The sequence below is a fragment of the Pseudooceanicola endophyticus genome (assembly GCF_018760365.1).
GTDB lineage: Bacteria > Pseudomonadota > Alphaproteobacteria > Rhodobacterales > Rhodobacteraceae > Pseudooceanicola > Pseudooceanicola endophyticus.
Window position 1 is genome coordinate 141,122 of sequence record NZ_JAHIAB010000006.1, and the last position, 14,429, is coordinate 155,550.

Consider the following 14,429-nt stretch of genomic DNA (forward strand, 5'->3'; position numbering starts at 1 on the left):
CAGTTACTTGGCGCTCAGGGCCGTCGCGGCGGCATCCAGCCGCTCGACCGCCTCGGCGATGTCTTCATCGGTGATGTTCAGAGGCGGCAGCAGGCGCACAACGTTGTCGCCGCCCGGCACGGTGATGATCTCGGCCGCGTAGCCCGCCTTCACCAGGTCGACATTCGCCACCTTGCACTTCAGGCCGATCATCAGCCCCAGGCCCCGGACGCCTTCGAAGACGTCGGGATGGGCGGCCACCAGGCCTTCCAGCTTCTGACGCAGCAGGCCGCCCTTGCGCGCGACCTCCGACAGGAAGGCCGGATCGGCCAGGTGCTTCATCACGGCAATGCCCACGGCGCAGCCCAGCGGGTTGCCGCCGTAAGTGGAACCATGGGTGCCTGCGGTCATGCCCGAGGCCGCCTCTTCGGTGGCCAGAACCGCGCCCAGCGGGAAGCCCCCGCCGATGCCCTTGGCGGACATCATGATGTCCGGGATGATGCCGGCGAACTCATGGGCGAACAGCCGCCCGGTCCGGGCCATGCCGCATTGCACCTCGTCAAGGATCAGCAGGCAGCCCTTGTCGTCGCAGATCTGCCGCAGCCGCTTCAGATCAGCATCGGCGATCGGGCGGATGCCGCCCTCGCCCTGCACCGGCTCGATCATGATGGCGCAGGTGGCCTCGCCCACGGCGGCCTCGACGGCGTCCCAGTCGCCCCATTTCATCGGCTTGAAGCCCGGCAGCAGCGGCCCGAAACCCTTCACCATCTTCTCGGTCGGCGCTGCGGCGATCGCCGCAGAGGAACGCCCGTGGAAGGCGCCGTCAAAAGTGATGATCTCGATCTTCTGGGGCTGGCCCTTCTCGTACCAGTACTTGCGGGCCATCTTCACGGCCAGCTCGCAGGCCTCGGTGCCCGAATTGGTGAAGAAGACGGTGTCGGCGAAGGTCGCCTCGACCAGCCGCGCCGCCAGCTCTTCCTGCTGGGGAATTTCATAGAGGTTCGACAGGTGCCAGACCTTGTTGGCCTGCTCGGTCAGCGCCGCCACCAGGTCGGGATGGGCATGACCCAGGGCGTTCACGGCGATCCCCGCGCCCATGTCCAGGAATCGGCGGCCGTCCGCCTCGATCAGCCAGGAGCCTTCGCCCTTCACGAAGTGGAGGGGCGCACGCGCATAAGTCGGGAGAACGGCAGGGATCATATCGTGTCCTCTGGATCGGGAAGGCCCTGACTGAGCACGCGGCTCAGGGCCAAGTCAAGTTTTCGGGGGGCTGTAGGGGAAGCGCCGCGACATTTTCGGCGCAGGACCTGACGGCAGGCAGAACCGGCCGCCCCGGGAGGGGGCGGTTCACGCGCGTCGGCGTCGGCGAATCATCTGCAGCGCATAGGTCATGCGCTCTCATACGCCCCATGCCCCGCTGACGCAAAGCCCGATCTGGGGCAGGACCGGCGCTGCACCGCGCAACCGGCTCCCCTCATCTGGCCGAAAATATCCCGGGGGAGTCGGGCCTCAGCCCGACGGGGGCAGCGCCCCCTGCCCGGCCTCGGCGCCAAGCAACGCCAGCATCTCCCGCGCCGCCAGGGCCGGGGTCATCCGCCCCTCGGCCACCTGCCCCGCCAGCGCCTCCATCCGAAGCTTCGCCGCGCCCGTCTCCAGCGCCGCCAGCAGCCCCTGGCGGACCTCTTCGGCGAACCAGAACCGTGCCTGCTGCGCCCGCACCGCCGCAAAGACACCGGCCTCCCGGCGCCAGTCCGCCAGCGCCCGCATCTCGTTCCAGGCGGCCTCAAGCCCCGCCTCCTCCAGCGCCGAGACGCACATCGCCTTCGGAAAGCCCTCCGGATCCTGGGGCCGGCGCCTGAGCAGCCGCAGCGCGCCCGCGTAATCGGCACAGGTGCGCATCGCCGCCGGTTTCAGATCGCCATCCGCCTTGTTCACAAGGATCAAGTCGGCCATTTCCATGATGCCGCGCTTGACACCCTGAAGCTCGTCTCCGCCCGCCGGTGCCAGCAGCAGCAGGAAGAGGTCGGAAAGCTGCGCCACCATGGTCTCCGACTGCCCGACGCCCACCGTCTCGATCAGCACCACATCAAAGCCCGCCGCCTCGCAGAGCGCCACCGCCTCGCGGGTGCGCCGCGCCACGCCGCCCAGCTGCGACTGGCTGGGCGAGGGGCGGATGAAGGCCCCGGGATCGCGCGAGAGCCGCTCCATCCGCGTCTTGTCCCCCAGGATCGAGCCCCCCGAGCGTGCCGAGCTGGGATCGACCGCCAGCACCGCCACCCGCAGGCCCTGTCCGGTCAGCATCATGCCGAAGCTTTCGATGAAGGTGGACTTGCCGACGCCCGGCGTGCCCGAGAGGCCCAGCCGCAGCGCCTGCCGCCCTTGCTGTGCCAGGCGTTGCAGCAGCGCCGTGGCGGTTTCGCGGTGATCAGGGCGGCGGCTTTCCACCAGGGTGATGGCCCGGGCCAGGGCCCGGCGGTCCCCGGCGGCCAGCTTGCCGGCAAGCTCTTCGATATCCATGGGCGGTCCCTCCTGCGGACCGGGTGTAGCGGCTGGGGGACCGGGGCGTCCAGATGGAACGGGGTCGCGGGCGGGGCCGGTTGGGGGGACGGATTGGCGGCGGTTGGGGGGCGCTGCCCCCGTCGCCTGCGGCGACTCCCCCGGGATATTTTCGGCCAGATGACAGGGAGCCGGGCGGGCTGGACGGGGATTCGCCGCCCCGGCATAAGGGGGCATGTTCAGATTGCCCATCGAAGATGCCCTGCCCGCGCTGATCTCTGCCCTGCGGGCCGGGGGCCGGGCCGTGCTGCAGGCCCCCCCCGGGGCCGGCAAGACCACCCGCGTGCCGCTCGCCATGCTGGAGGCCGGCCTTTGCGAGGGTCGCATCCTGATGCTGGAGCCGCGCCGGCTGGCCGCCCGTGCCGCCGCCGAGCGTATGGCCCAGACCTTGGGCGAGGCCCCGGGCCAGACCGTCGGCTACCGGGTGCGCGGCGAGAGCAAGGTGTCGAAGACCACCCGGATCGAGGTGGTGACCGAAGGCATCCTGACCCGGATGATCCAGTCCGACCCCGAGCTTTCGGGCATCGGTGCCGTGATCTTCGACGAATTCCACGAACGCTCGCTCAATGCCGACCTTGGCCTGGCCCTGTGCCTTGAGATTGCCGGCGCCCTGCGCGACGACCTGCTGTTGCTGGCGATGTCGGCGACGCTTGATGCCGCGCCGGTGGCTGCGCTGATGGGGGATGTGCCGGTCGTGACCTCGCAAGGGCGCGCCTTCCCGGTCGAGGTGATCCATGCCGAGGCCGCCCTGCCGAAGGGACGCGACCTCTGGCCGGCGCTGGCCGCCCTGGTGGGGCGCGCCGCGAAGGAGACCCGGGGCGGAGTCCTGGTCTTCCTGCCCGGCGCCGGAGAGATTTCCCGGCTGGAGCGCGCGCTGGAGGGGCGCCTGCCCGGAGATTGCCATGTCAGGCCGCTTTACGGCGCGATGAAGTTCGCCGATCAGCGGGCCGCGCTGGAGGCGCCCAGGCAGGGCCGCAACGTGGTGCTGGCGACCTCGATCGCCGAGACATCGCTGACCATTCCCGAAGTGCGGGCCGTGGTCGATGCCGGACAGGCCCGCCGCGCCCGTTTCGATCCCGGGTCGGGCATGTCGCGCCTGGTGACCGAGCGGGTCAGCCGGGCCGAGGCCGCGCAGCGTGCAGGCCGCGCCGGTCGGGTGGCCGAGGGGCGCTGCTACCGCGCCTGGACGAAGGGAGAGGAGGGCGCCCTGCCCGCCTTCCCCCCCGCCGAGATCGAGGCCGCCGACCTTGCGGGGCTGGCGCTGGAACTGGCGCTCTGGGGGGCGGGGCCCGACGCCCTGTCCTTCCTGACACCGCCCCCCGAAAGCGCCTTTACCGAGGCCCAGGCCCTCCTGAGGCTGCTGGGCGCGCTGGATGGCCGCGGCCTGATCACCGAACACGGCCGCAGGCTGGCCGCCCTGCCGCTGCACCCGCGCCTGGCCCATATGCTGGCCGTCGCCGGCCCCGAGGCCGCGCCGCTCGCCGCCCTGCTGGCCGACCGCGATCCGATGAGCCGGGGCGCGCCGGTCGACCTGAGCCTGCGGCTGAAGGCGCTGGCGGGCGGGCATGAGCCCCGCGCCGACCGCGCCGCCCTGGCCCGCATCCGCACCGAGGCCGCCCGCCTTGCGCGCAACGCCGGCCCCGCCCGCCAGGCGCTGGAGCCCGCCGAGATGGCCGCCCTGGCCTATCCCGACCGCATCGGCCTGCGCCGCCCCGGCGATGCGCCGCGCTATCTGCTTTCGGGGGGCAAGGGGGCGGTCCTGCCACCCGAGGATCCGCTGGCCAATGCCCGGCTGATCGTCGCCACCGACCTTGACGGCGACCCGCGCGAGGCCCGCATCCGCCAGGCCACCGGGATTGCCGAAAGCACCCTGCGCACCCTTTTCGCCGACGAGATCACCGAGGTCACCTTCTGCGACTGGTCGAAGCGCGAGCGCCGCGTGCAGGCCCGCGTGCAGGAGCGTCTGGGCGCCCTCTCGCTGTCGGACCGCGCCTGGAAGGATGCCCCCGAGGAGGACATCGCCCGCGCCATGCTGAGCGGCGTGCGCGAACTGGGGCTGCTGCCCTCGGAAGGGGCGCGGCTGTTCCTGGCCCGCGCCCGCCTGCTTTCCGGGCAGGGGGATTTCCCCGATTTCTCGGACCAGGGGTTGATGGACAGCCTCGAAGACTGGCTGCTGCCCTACCTGCGCGGTGTGCGCAGCGCCGAGGACTGGAAGCGATTCGACCTGCAGCCGGCCCTGCGTGCCCGCCTCGACTGGGATGCCCAGCAGCGCCTTGACCGCGAGGCGCCGGCGAAATTCACCACGCCGCTGGGCCGGGCCATACCCATCGACTATTCCGGCGAGGATCCCGCCATCGCCCTGCGTCTGCAGGAGATGTTCGGCCAGACCCGCCACCCCAGCGTCGCCGGCAAGCCGCTGGTCGTCACCCTGCTCTCGCCCGCCGGAAAGCCCTTGCAGATCACCCGCGACATCCCGGGCTTCTGGACCTCTTCCTACGGCGACGTGCGCAAGGACATGCGCGCCCGCTACCCGCGCCATCCCTGGCCCGAAGATCCCCGCGAAGCCGACCCGACGCTGCGGGCCAAGCCCCGCGGCACCTGAATCCGCCCCGAAGGGACTCCCGAGGCTTGACGTTTCGCGCCCTCACGCGTAAGGACGCGCAACACGTTTTCGGTCACCGCCTTTGCGGTGTCCCTGCTATTTGAACGGGGCGCGACCCGCCCTTCAGACAAGACGAGGATGAAACCATGTCGCGCCGTTGCGAACTGACCGGTAAAGGCCCGATGACTGGCAACAATGTCAGCCACGCAAACAACAAAACCCGCCGCCGTTTCCTGCCGAACCTGAACGAGGTTTCGCTGCGTTCGGAAACGCTTGGCCGCAACGTCAAGCTGCGCATCTCCGCGTCGGCCCTGCGTTCGGTGGACCACCGCGGCGGTCTCGACAAGTTCCTGGCCAAGGCCAAGGACACGGAGCTGTCGGACAACGCTCTGAAAATCAAGAAAGAAATCGCGAAGGCACAGGCAACCGCCTGATCCCCTTCCGACGATGCTTTCGTCAGGCGCCTCCTTCCTCGGAAGGGGGCGTTTTTCGTTTCGGGATTCGCTCTGGCGCCGCCGCAAGGGTCGTGCCACGCTGGCGCCATGTTCGCCCCCCGCCCCCTTTCCCGCCCCTGCCGGCTGCTGACCACGCTCGCCCTCGGCCTGGCCCTGAGCCCGGCGGGCGCCCCGGCCCGCGCCGACATCGTGATCGACACGCCCCGGGTCCTGGCCGCGAATCCCCTGGCGCGAACCGCCGCCGCCTACCTGACGCTGACCAATACCGGCCCCGGCGACGATCGCCTGACGGATCTCTCCAGCCCGGCGGCCGGCCGGGTCGCGCTGCATGAAAGCCGCGATGCCGGCGGCGGCGTGATGACAATGCGACCGCTGCCCGACGGCCTCGCCCTGCCGGCGGGGCAAAGCCGCAGCCTCGCCCCCGGCGGGCTGCACATCATGCTGTCGGACCTGCGCGCACCGCTCTCTCCGGGCAGCACCCTGACGCTGACGCTGACCTTCCAGAAGGCCGGCGCCGTCACCCTGACCCTGCCGGTGCAGTCGCGCCTGGACCGGCCGCTGGGCAGCTCGGGACTGCCGCCCCGCAAGACCGCCCCCTGAGTTTCATCTTTCCTTAAATATGCACCGCGCCGGTGCCGCCGGCGCTTAGCCCCGCCGCACCGGGACCTGCCGCGCCAGCTGCGCCGCCAGCGCCCGGTCGGCCGTCCCCAGCGGGCCCCGCCCCCAGGGCCGGAACCGCATCCGGAAGGCCTCCAGAAGGATCTCCGGCACGCCGCCCTCGGGCATCCGGTAGCCGATGGCGGCAAGATCGTGCAGAAAATCCCCCGGCGCCCCTGCGCCCGCCCCCTCGGGCCAGACCGCCAGACCCTGCCGGGCCAGCCGCCGCCAATCGAACTTCGGTCCCGGATCGGACTTGCGCCCCGGCGCCATGTCGGAATGCCCGATGACCCGCGCGGGCGGGATGTCCCAGCGGGCCATGATCCCGGGCAGCAGCGCCTCCAGCCGCGCCATCTGCGGCTCGGCGAAGGGATTCGGCGCGGGGTTGGCCAGCTCGATCCCGATCGAGCGTGAATTGACGTCCACCACATCGCCCCACTGCCCGACGCCCGCGTGCCAGGCCCGCGCCGCCTCGTCGACAAGCTGCCACAGCCGGCCATCCTCGGCGATCAGGTAATGGGCCGAGACCGGGGACAGCCCCTGCGGCGGTGCCGGGTCGCAGAGCCGTTCCAGCGCCGCCTCGGCGCTGTCCATCGCGGTATGGTGCAGCACAATGAGGTCGGGGCGCGCCGCATCGCGACGCGCCCCGTGATTTTCGGAAGGATGCCAGAGCGCGCCGGGCGCCCCCGTCACCGTCACCGGCACCGGCTTCAGTTCCCGGCGGCCTTGCGGAACGGAGTCGGATCCCAGGTGCAGGCGAAGCCGTCGCCATCCGGGTCCAGGCCCTGCGGGTCCTTCTTCGGACCGCCGTTCGACAGGAAGGCCATCTGCGCCTGGTCCGGAGACGCGTATTTCGCGCAGTTCTTGGTGTAGCGGCCCTCGGCATTGAAGCCACTGCGCTTGTAAAGCGGCGTGCCCACGGCCTGCGTCGTCTGCAGCGCGTAGGTCACGATGTTCGGACCATCACCCGAGGCGCGCTGCGGCAGGGCCGTCGGCTCGATCTGCTGGTAGGCCGCGCGGTTCTTGGCGATGAACTCCTTGTCCTGCTGGATCGAGCGCTGCTCGCCCACGGCCTTGAAGTTGTTCTCTTCCGAGATCCCGTAGCTGTTGACGGCCTCGCCCAGCGGGCCGGTCGCAGCCGCGCCGCCCGCCGTATTGGCCTCTCCGACGGGGGTGGTGCCGCCGGTTCCCGCCAGCGCCTGCGACGTCTGTGAGGCGATATCCTCGGCATCCCCATCCGCCCCGCCGGCGGCGGTGGTTTGCGCGCCCCCCGGGGTGGAGGACATCGCCGAAAGCGGCTGGCCCGACACTGCAGAGGGGTTCTGCAGCGTCGCGTTGCCGTTGTTGCCGGGGGCGTTGAGGATCATCTCCCGCTCACGCTCATACTGGCCGAAGGTGTTGTAGCCACTGTCCGGCATCGTGGTGCAGCTTGCCACGCCCAGCAGGGCCACCGCCATGGTCAATGCGCGCATCGGTTTCTCTCTCGCCTCTCGAAACATTCAAACCCATATGCGTCGTACCCGCGCAGAGGCAAGTCTGCGCGGCGACACTTACCGGGTTACCACCATTTGGAGGGCTTGGAAACGAAACCTGCTGCACGTTCAAGTGCGTAGGCCGTGTTCAGCAGATCGCCCTCCTGGAAGGGCCGCCCGATAAGCTGCAGACCCAGCGGCAGGCCCTGCGCATCCAGCCCCGCGGGCACCGACACGCCCGGCAGGCCGGCCATGTTCAGCGTCACGGTGAAGACGTCCTGAAGGTACATCTGCACCGGATCGGCATCCTTCATCGCGCCCAGCTCGAAGGCCGAAGAGGGCGTGGCGGGGGTCAGGATGGCATCGACACCGGCGGCAAAGGCCTGTTCGAAGTCGCGCTTGATCAGCGTGCGGACCTTGCGGGCGCGGTTGTAGTAGGCGTCGTAGAAGCCCGCCGACAGAACGTAGGTGCCGACCATGATGCGGCGCTGGACCTCATGGCCGAAGCCTTCGGCGCGGGTCTTCTCGTACATCTCGACGATGCCGTCCCCGGCCGAGAGCTTGGCGCGGTGGCCGTAGCGCACACCATCGTAGCGCGCGAGGTTGGAGGACGCCTCGGCCGGTGCGATCACGTAATAGGCAGGCAGCGCGTACTTGGTGTGGGGCAGCGAGATGTCGACGATCTTGGCGCCGGCCTCGGCCAGCATCTCCTTGCCCCTGGTCCAGACCGCGTCGATTTCCTCCGAGAGGCCCTCCAGGCGGTATTCCTTCGGAATGCCGATGGTCTTGCCGCGGATGTCGCCGGTCAGCATGGCTTCGAAATCCGGGACCGGCAGATCCACGGAGGTCGAATCCTTCACGTCATGGGAGGCCATGGCCTGCAGCATGATCGCGCTGTCGCGCACGGTCTTGGTCATCGGGCCCGCCTGGTCGAGCGACGAAGCATAGGCGATGACGCCCCAGCGGGAGCAGCGGCCATAGGTCGGCTTGATGCCCACGGTGCCGGTGAAGGCGGCGGGTTGACGGATCGAGCCGCCGGTATCGGTGCCGGTGGCGCCCAGGCAGAGGTCCGCCGCGACGGCGGCCGCGGACCCGCCCGAGGACCCGCCCGGGGTCAACTGGCGGTCATCGACCTTCCAGGGGTTCACGGCATTGCCGTAGCACGAGGTCTCGTTCGAGGACCCCATGGCGAATTCGTCCATGTTCAGCTTGCCGAGCATCACCGCACCGGCCCCGAAGAGGTTCGCGGTGACGGTGGACTCATACTCGGGCTTGAAACCGTCCAGAATGGCGCTGGCGGCCTGGCTGGGCACGCCCTTGACGCAGAACAGGTCCTTGATGCCCAGCGGGATGCCGTTCAGCGAAGGAGCCTCGGCGCTCTGGCGGGCGTCGGCGGCCTTCGCCTGCTCCATGGCGATCTCGGGGGTCTTGTGGACGAAGGCGTTCAGGGCACCGGCGCCCTCGATGGCCTTCAGGCAGGCCTCGGTCAGCTCGACAGAGGTCGCCTCGCCCTTGCGCAGCGCGTCGCGGGCCTCGGCAATGGTGAGCGTGTTCAGATCGGTCATGGTCTCGCCTCTCGGGGGCAAAGTCTTCGGGAAAGGTCGGAGGATTACTCGACGACCTTGGGCACGGCGAAGAAGCCTTCGCGGGCGTCGGGCGCGTTCTTCAGGATCTTGTCCTGCTGGTCGCCCTCGGTCACGATGTCCTCGCGCCGTTTCAGCCGCTGCGGGGTGACGGAGGTCATCGGCTCCACGCCTTCGACGTCGACCTCGTTCAGCTGCTCGATGAAGCCCAGGATGGTGCTGAACTCTTCGGCCAGGGCGGGAAGCGCGTCCTCTTCCACCTTGATGCGGGCCAGTTTGGCCACCTTGGCCGCGGTTGCCTTGTCGATCGACATCGGAAGCCTCTCTCGCTTGGATCGCGACCGGGTTTAGCGCCCCGGGGGGACGCTCGCAAGCATGTGGCGCAGGTATGTCCCGATCATCCATGCCAGCAGCACCGCATTGGTGAGATGCCACAGCAGATGGGTGCCGATCCCATGGGTCGCGGCGCAGAGCGGCCCGTCGAGGGACCGGAAGGTCAGCGACAGCAGCAGCAGCCCCGCGCCCAGGGCGAGGTTCAGCGCCGTGCCCCGGTCGCGGCGGATCATCAGCACCGCATAGACCGCGATCAGAACCGGCACCGGCATGTAGGCCGCCGAGGCGCCGTAGAGCGGCAGCAGCGCAAAGAGCGGCGCGGTCAGGATCATCGCCGGGACCATCAGGAGCGTGAGCGTGGTGGCGACGGCACGGCTCTGGTCCAGGAAGTCGCGGGTGGCGATGTAGAGATAGGCCAGGATGAAGGCCAGGATCGGCAGCGTGTCGGCCAGCGCCGCCCAGGGGGTGGCGAGGGTGTGGTAGAGGCCCGAGCCGAGGCCGATCAGCGCGAGGATCGCGCAGAGCAGCCGCGCCGGCGGCAGGTCGCGCGCGGGCGCCCACATCGCCGCCGCCGCGATCAGGAAGGCGACGTTGGTCGCCGCATTCAGCGGCTCGGCCCAGAGGCCGGGATCGGAAGCTCTCTCGCAATAGCCATTCACGTCTGCGTACCTGCCCTTTCCAAGACGCTCCGGTCCGCTAATGTCTGAGCGGACAAATCTGGAGCTTAGCATGAAAATCATTTTCCTCGGCCATGGTGGCTTCCGTTTCGAAATCGGCAAGGAAGTTCTGCTGGTCGACCCGTTCCTGACCGGCAACCCGGTGTTCCCCGCTGAACGCTACGAGGAAGCCATCGAGGGCGTCACGGCGATCTTCGTGACCCATGGCCATGGCGACCATACCTCGGATGCCTACCAGATCGCCAAGGCCAAGGGCGTGAAGCTGTACTGCATCGCCGACCTGGCCGGCTACTGGGGCAAGGCCGGAGAGATCGACTGCGTGGGCTTCAACAAGGGCGGCACGATCCGGCTGGACGGCGTGGCGGTGACCATGGTGATGGCGACGCATTCCTCCTCCCTCCCGACCGAGAACGGGCCGGTCTATGTCGGCACCGAATCGGGCTTCATCCTGGAGGGCGAGGGCCATTCGATCTACTTCTCGGGCGATACCGACGTGATGGCGGACATGAAGATCTTCCATGATCTGCACAAGCCCGACATCGGCATCCTCTGCGCCGGCGGCCATTACACGATGGACATGAAGCGCGCGGCCTATGCGGCGAAGACCTTCTTCGAGTTCAAGACCGTGATCCCGATGCATTACAAGACCTTCCCCGGGCTGGAGCAATCCGCCGAGGTGCTGGTTGCCGAGCTGCCGGGCGTCGATGTGATCGAGCCCGAGGTGCTGACGGCGCTCGAATTCTGAGCGTGATCGCGTGCTGAGGGCGGCGGGAGGGGGCTGTCTGCCCCCTCTTGCGCGCTGCGCGTGCAATTCACCCCCGAAGGTATTTCGGACAAGAAAATGAACGGGGCGGGGTCCGACGGGCCCTGCCCCTTTTCAAACATCCCAGTCATCCGCGTGGCGCAGGGCGCCGATGGCCAGCCAGCGGATCCGGGCGCGGGCGATGCGGGTATCGCCCCAGGTGCGGAACACCAGATCGAACCCCTCGGGCGTAACCGCATCGGCCCCGAGATCGGCGCGCAGGTTGCTGCCGGTGTCCATGTCCCACATCGACAGCGCGCAATGCACCGCCGGCGGCGCCCCGAAGGGTTCGGAGAAGGGCAGATGCTGGCGGCGTTCGCGGGGCCCCGTGCCGGTCCACATCGCGCCGCCGTCGCGGAAATCGGAAAAAAGCAGGTGCTCTCCCTGGTCGATGCCGATCAGTCTGCTGTCGATGCGTTTCATGCGGGGGAGGTCGGATCCGGTGGAAGCTGCGCCCGGAGGTTCTATCCGCTGACGCGTTAGAAAACCGTTGCCCGGAACGCAAAAGGCCCCGGGAAGATATCCCGGGGCCTTTCGAAAGGGAGCGGCGGCGGATCAGCCGACGTAGTTCGAGTGATCCGGATCCAGGCCGATATGCGTGCCCATGGCGACCATGTCGGCCAGGAGCTTGGCCGCATGGGCCACCGCGTTGTCGTCGCTGGCGTCTTCCCAGACCTTGCGCGCCTCGGCGACCCAGTCGTTCAGGATCTCCTGGGTCATCTCGGTCTGGTGCAGGGCACGCTCCGCGAGGACGGTGACGCCCTCGGGAGAGATTTCCGCGAAGCCGCCGGTGACGACGTAATCGTCCTCGCCCTGCGGGCCCTTGATGTGCAGCAGACCCGGACGCAGCGTGGTGATCATCGGCGCATGCCCGGGCATGGCCGTCAGATCGCCTTCAGCGCCCGGAATCTGCACCTCGCTCATCGGCGCGGAGACGAGGCTCCGTTCCGGGGAGACGAGGGCGAAGTCCATGGTGTCTGCCATCGTGTCCTACCTCAGGCTGCGTCGGCGGCCAGCTTCTCGGCCTTGGCGATCACTTCGTCGATGCCGCCAACCATGTAGAAGGCTGCCTCGGGAAGGTGGTCGTATTCGCCCGCGACCACGGCCTTGAAGGACGAGATCGTGTCTTCGAGCGGGACCTGCACGCCGTCGGCGCCGGTGAAGACCTTTGCCACGTCGAAGGGCTGGGAGAGGAAGCGCTGGATCTTCCGGGCGCGGGCCACGGTCAGCTTGTCCTCTTCCGACAGTTCGTCCATCCCGAGGATGGCGATGATGTCCTGCAGCGACTTGTAGCGTTGCAGGATGCCCTGAACGTCACGGGCCACCTTGTAGTGCTCTTCGCCCAGGATCTGCGGATCCATCAGGCGCGAGGTCGAATCGAGCGGGTCGACGGCCGGGTAGATGCCCAGTTCCGAGATCGCGCGGTTCAGCGTGGTGGTCGCGTCGAGGTGCGCGAAGGTCGTGGCCGGAGCCGGGTCGGTCAGGTCGTCCGCGGGAACGTAGACGGCCTGGATCGAGGTGATCGAACCGGATTTCGTCGAAGTGATGCGTTCCTGCATCGCGCCCATGTCGGTGGCCAGCGTCGGCTGGTAGCCCACGGCGGAGGGGATACGGCCCAGCAGTGCCGACACTTCCGAACCCGCCTGGGTGAAGCGGAAGATGTTGTCGACGAAGAACAGAACGTCCGAGCCGGAGCTGTCGCGGAACTGCTCGGCCAGGGTCAGGCCGGTCAGTGCGACGCGGGCACGGGCCCCCGGAGGCTCGTTCATCTGACCGTAGACCAGAGCCACCTGGGAGTCTTCCAGGTTGTCCGGCTTGATCACGTTGGATTCGATCATCTCGTGGTAGAGGTCGTTCCCTTCACGGGTCCGCTCGCCCACGCCGGCGAACACGGAGTAACCCGAGTGCACCTTCGCGATGTTGTTGATCAGTTCCATGATCAGAACGGTCTTGCCGACGCCGGCGCCGCCGAAGAGGCCGACCTTACCACCCTTGGCGTAGGGCGCCAGAAGGTCGATGACCTTGATGCCTGTCACCAGGATCTCGGACGAGGTCGCCTGCTCGGAGAAGTCCGGGGCGGGGCGGTGGATCTCGCGGTATTCATCCGCGTTCACCGGGCCCTTTTCGTCGACCGGCTGGCCGATCACGTTCAGGATGCGGCCAAGGACGGCCTTGCCGACGGGCACGGAGATCGCGCTGCCGGTGTCGCTGACGGCCTGACCGCGCACGAGGCCTTCGGTCGAGTCCATTGCGATCGTGCGGACGGTGTTCTCGCCGAGGTGCTGCGCAACTTCCAGAACCAGCGTGTTGCCGTTGTTATCCGTGTTCAGTGCGTTGAGGATGGCCGGCAGGCCGTCTTCGAACTGCACGTCCACGACGGCACCGATGACCTGGGTCACTTTGCCATTCATTGCCATGTGTTTCGTCTCCGGTTCCGTTAGAGCGCCTCGGCGCCCGAAATGATTTCGATCAGCTCGTTGGTGATGACCGCCTGACGGGTACGGTTGTACTCGACAGTCAGATTGTCGATCATCTCGCCAGCGTTGCGGGTCGCGTTATCCATTGCGGACATCCGGGCCCCCTGCTCCGAGGCGGCGTTCTCGAGCAGGGCGGTGAAGATCTGGGTGGCCACGCCGCGGGGCAGCAGGTCATCCAGGATCTCGGTTTCGCCCGGCTCGTATTCATAGACCGTGGAGGGCGCGTCTTCCGCCAGTTCGAACTTCGCCGGGATCACCTGCTGCGCGGTCGGCTTCTGGCTGATCACGCTGAGGAATTGCCCGTAGAAGAGCGTCGCGACGTCAAACTCGCCCTTGTCGAAGCGGCCAAGCAGATCGCGCGCGATGCCGAGCGCGTTGTCATAGCCGAGCTTCTTGACCTCGGAGAGGTCCACGTGACCCACGAAGAGATCGCCGTAGTTGCGCTTGAGCTGCTCGCGGCCCTTCTTGCCGACGGTGAGAATTTTCACCGTCTTGCCTTGGGCCTTGAGTTTCTCGGCATGGGTGCGCGCCAGCTTCACGATATTCGTGTTGAAGCCGCCGCAGAGGCCGCGCTCCGAGGTCATGACGACCAGCAGATGCACGTCTTCCTTGCCCGTGCCCTTCAGCAGGAGCGGCGCCGTGTCCGACCCGCCCACACCGGCAGCCAGCTGACCGAGGACCGCCTCGAACCGCTCGGCGTAGGGCCGGGCGGCCTCGGCAGCCTCCTGCGCGCGGCGAAGTTTCGCCGCGGCAACCATCTGCATGGCCTTGGTGATCTTGCGGGTCGATTTGACCGACGAGATCCTGTTCTTAAGGTCCTTCAGAGAAGGCATGTC

The 14,429-nt window shown here is 68.3% G+C and carries 15 protein-coding genes; 4 read left to right on the forward strand and 11 right to left on the reverse strand.

Annotated elements, in window-relative coordinates; translation table 11 throughout:
• Positions 1-3: 3 nt before the first annotated feature.
• Complete coding sequence (locus KM176_RS12245) at positions 4-1,179, reverse strand: aspartate aminotransferase family protein (RefSeq protein WP_160894469.1); 1,176 nt, start codon at positions 1,177-1,179, stop codon at positions 4-6.
• A gap of 309 nt (positions 1,180-1,488) precedes the next feature.
• Positions 1,489-2,496, reverse strand: a complete 1,008-nt coding sequence (gene meaB / locus KM176_RS12250; RefSeq protein WP_160894470.1) for a methylmalonyl Co-A mutase-associated GTPase MeaB — start codon at positions 2,494-2,496, stop codon at positions 1,489-1,491.
• Between the two features lie 214 nt (positions 2,497-2,710).
• Between meaB and hrpB the strand changes: the two genes are divergently transcribed.
• The 3 genes from hrpB to KM176_RS12265 all read left to right on the forward strand — a co-directional run bounded on the left by hrpB (position 2,711) and on the right by KM176_RS12265 (position 6,192).
• Positions 2,711-5,137: an ATP-dependent helicase HrpB gene (gene hrpB, locus KM176_RS12255; protein WP_160894471.1), complete on the forward strand. Its 2,427-nt coding sequence runs from the start codon at positions 2,711-2,713 to the stop codon at positions 5,135-5,137.
• Positions 5,138-5,283: 146 nt separating this feature from the next.
• Positions 5,284-5,571: a 50S ribosomal protein L28 gene (rpmB, locus tag KM176_RS12260; RefSeq protein ID WP_160894472.1), complete on the forward strand. Its 288-nt coding sequence runs from the start codon at positions 5,284-5,286 to the stop codon at positions 5,569-5,571.
• 108 nt (positions 5,572-5,679) lie between these two features.
• A complete protein-coding gene (locus KM176_RS12265; protein ID WP_160894473.1) occupies positions 5,680-6,192 on the forward strand; it encodes a copper chaperone PCu(A)C in 513 nt (170 codons plus the stop codon).
• A gap of 45 nt (positions 6,193-6,237) precedes the next feature.
• Here the strand turns inward: KM176_RS12265 and KM176_RS12270 are convergent, their stop codons facing one another.
• The 5 genes from KM176_RS12270 to KM176_RS12290 form a co-directional block, all read right to left on the reverse strand.
• On the reverse strand, positions 6,238-6,954 hold the full coding sequence (locus KM176_RS12270) for an N-acetylmuramoyl-L-alanine amidase (protein WP_311136157.1): 717 nt from the start codon (positions 6,952-6,954) through the stop codon (positions 6,238-6,240).
• Between the two features lie 5 nt (positions 6,955-6,959).
• Complete coding sequence (locus tag KM176_RS12275; RefSeq protein ID WP_160894474.1) at positions 6,960-7,721, reverse strand: hypothetical protein; 762 nt, start codon at positions 7,719-7,721, stop codon at positions 6,960-6,962.
• 86 nt (positions 7,722-7,807) lie between these two features.
• Complete coding sequence (gatA, locus tag KM176_RS12280; RefSeq protein WP_160894475.1) at positions 7,808-9,286, reverse strand: Asp-tRNA(Asn)/Glu-tRNA(Gln) amidotransferase subunit GatA; 1,479 nt, start codon at positions 9,284-9,286, stop codon at positions 7,808-7,810.
• Between the two features lie 44 nt (positions 9,287-9,330).
• The gene (gene gatC, locus KM176_RS12285) at positions 9,331-9,618 is read right to left on the reverse strand and encodes an Asp-tRNA(Asn)/Glu-tRNA(Gln) amidotransferase subunit GatC (protein WP_160894476.1); all 288 of its coding nucleotides are present in this window, start codon (positions 9,616-9,618) and stop codon (positions 9,331-9,333) included.
• 33 nt (positions 9,619-9,651) lie between these two features.
• A complete protein-coding gene (locus tag KM176_RS12290) occupies positions 9,652-10,296 on the reverse strand; it encodes a ceramidase domain-containing protein (RefSeq protein WP_311136158.1) in 645 nt (214 codons plus the stop codon).
• A gap of 70 nt (positions 10,297-10,366) precedes the next feature.
• Between KM176_RS12290 and KM176_RS12295 the strand changes: the two genes are divergently transcribed.
• Entirely contained in the window at positions 10,367-11,059 is a 693-nt protein-coding gene (locus tag KM176_RS12295) for a metal-dependent hydrolase (protein WP_160894478.1), read from the forward strand.
• A 132-nt stretch (positions 11,060-11,191) separates the two neighbouring features.
• Here KM176_RS12295 and KM176_RS12300 read toward each other — a convergent pair whose 3' ends face one another.
• The 4 genes from KM176_RS12300 to KM176_RS12315 all read right to left on the reverse strand — a co-directional run bounded on the left by KM176_RS12300 (position 11,192) and on the right by KM176_RS12315 (position 14,426).
• On the reverse strand, positions 11,192-11,539 hold the full coding sequence (locus tag KM176_RS12300) for an H-type lectin domain-containing protein (protein WP_160894479.1): 348 nt from the start codon (positions 11,537-11,539) through the stop codon (positions 11,192-11,194).
• A gap of 132 nt (positions 11,540-11,671) precedes the next feature.
• Entirely contained in the window at positions 11,672-12,100 is a 429-nt protein-coding gene (locus KM176_RS12305) for a F0F1 ATP synthase subunit epsilon (protein ID WP_160894480.1), read from the reverse strand.
• A gap of 11 nt (positions 12,101-12,111) precedes the next feature.
• Positions 12,112-13,533 carry a F0F1 ATP synthase subunit beta gene (atpD, locus tag KM176_RS12310; RefSeq protein ID WP_160894481.1) on the reverse strand — a complete coding sequence of 474 codons (1,422 nt, stop codon included), beginning with the start codon at positions 13,531-13,533 and terminating at the stop codon, positions 12,112-12,114.
• A 20-nt stretch (positions 13,534-13,553) separates the two neighbouring features.
• Positions 13,554-14,426, reverse strand: coding sequence for a F0F1 ATP synthase subunit gamma (locus KM176_RS12315; RefSeq protein WP_160894482.1), 873 nt, complete (start codon positions 14,424-14,426; stop codon positions 13,554-13,556).
• Positions 14,427-14,429: the final 3 nt, after the last annotated feature.

Coding starts and splice junctions, on each gene's coding strand:
- KM176_RS12315 (WP_160894482.1), bottom strand. CDS start 14,426: ATGCCTTCTCTGAAGGACCTTAAGAACAGGATCTCGTCGGTCAAATCG.
- KM176_RS12295 (WP_160894478.1), top strand. CDS start 10,367: ATGAAAATCATTTTCCTCGGCCATGGTGGCTTCCGTTTCGAAATCGGC.
- KM176_RS12300 (WP_160894479.1), bottom strand. CDS start 11,539: ATGAAACGCATCGACAGCAGACTGATCGGCATCGACCAGGGAGAGCAC.
- KM176_RS12265 (WP_160894473.1), top strand. CDS start 5,680: ATGTTCGCCCCCCGCCCCCTTTCCCGCCCCTGCCGGCTGCTGACCACG.
- gatA (WP_160894475.1), bottom strand. CDS start 9,286: ATGACCGATCTGAACACGCTCACCATTGCCGAGGCCCGCGACGCGCTG.
- gatC (WP_160894476.1), bottom strand. CDS start 9,618: ATGTCGATCGACAAGGCAACCGCGGCCAAGGTGGCCAAACTGGCCCGC.
- KM176_RS12305 (WP_160894480.1), bottom strand. CDS start 12,100: ATGGCAGACACCATGGACTTCGCCCTCGTCTCCCCGGAACGGAGCCTC.
- KM176_RS12275 (WP_160894474.1), bottom strand. CDS start 7,721: ATGCGCGCATTGACCATGGCGGTGGCCCTGCTGGGCGTGGCAAGCTGC.
- meaB (WP_160894470.1), bottom strand. CDS start 2,496: ATGGATATCGAAGAGCTTGCCGGCAAGCTGGCCGCCGGGGACCGCCGG.
- rpmB (WP_160894472.1), top strand. CDS start 5,284: ATGTCGCGCCGTTGCGAACTGACCGGTAAAGGCCCGATGACTGGCAAC.
- hrpB (WP_160894471.1), top strand. CDS start 2,711: ATGTTCAGATTGCCCATCGAAGATGCCCTGCCCGCGCTGATCTCTGCC.
- KM176_RS12245 (WP_160894469.1), bottom strand. CDS start 1,179: ATGATCCCTGCCGTTCTCCCGACTTATGCGCGTGCGCCCCTCCACTTC.
- atpD (WP_160894481.1), bottom strand. CDS start 13,533: ATGGCAATGAATGGCAAAGTGACCCAGGTCATCGGTGCCGTCGTGGAC.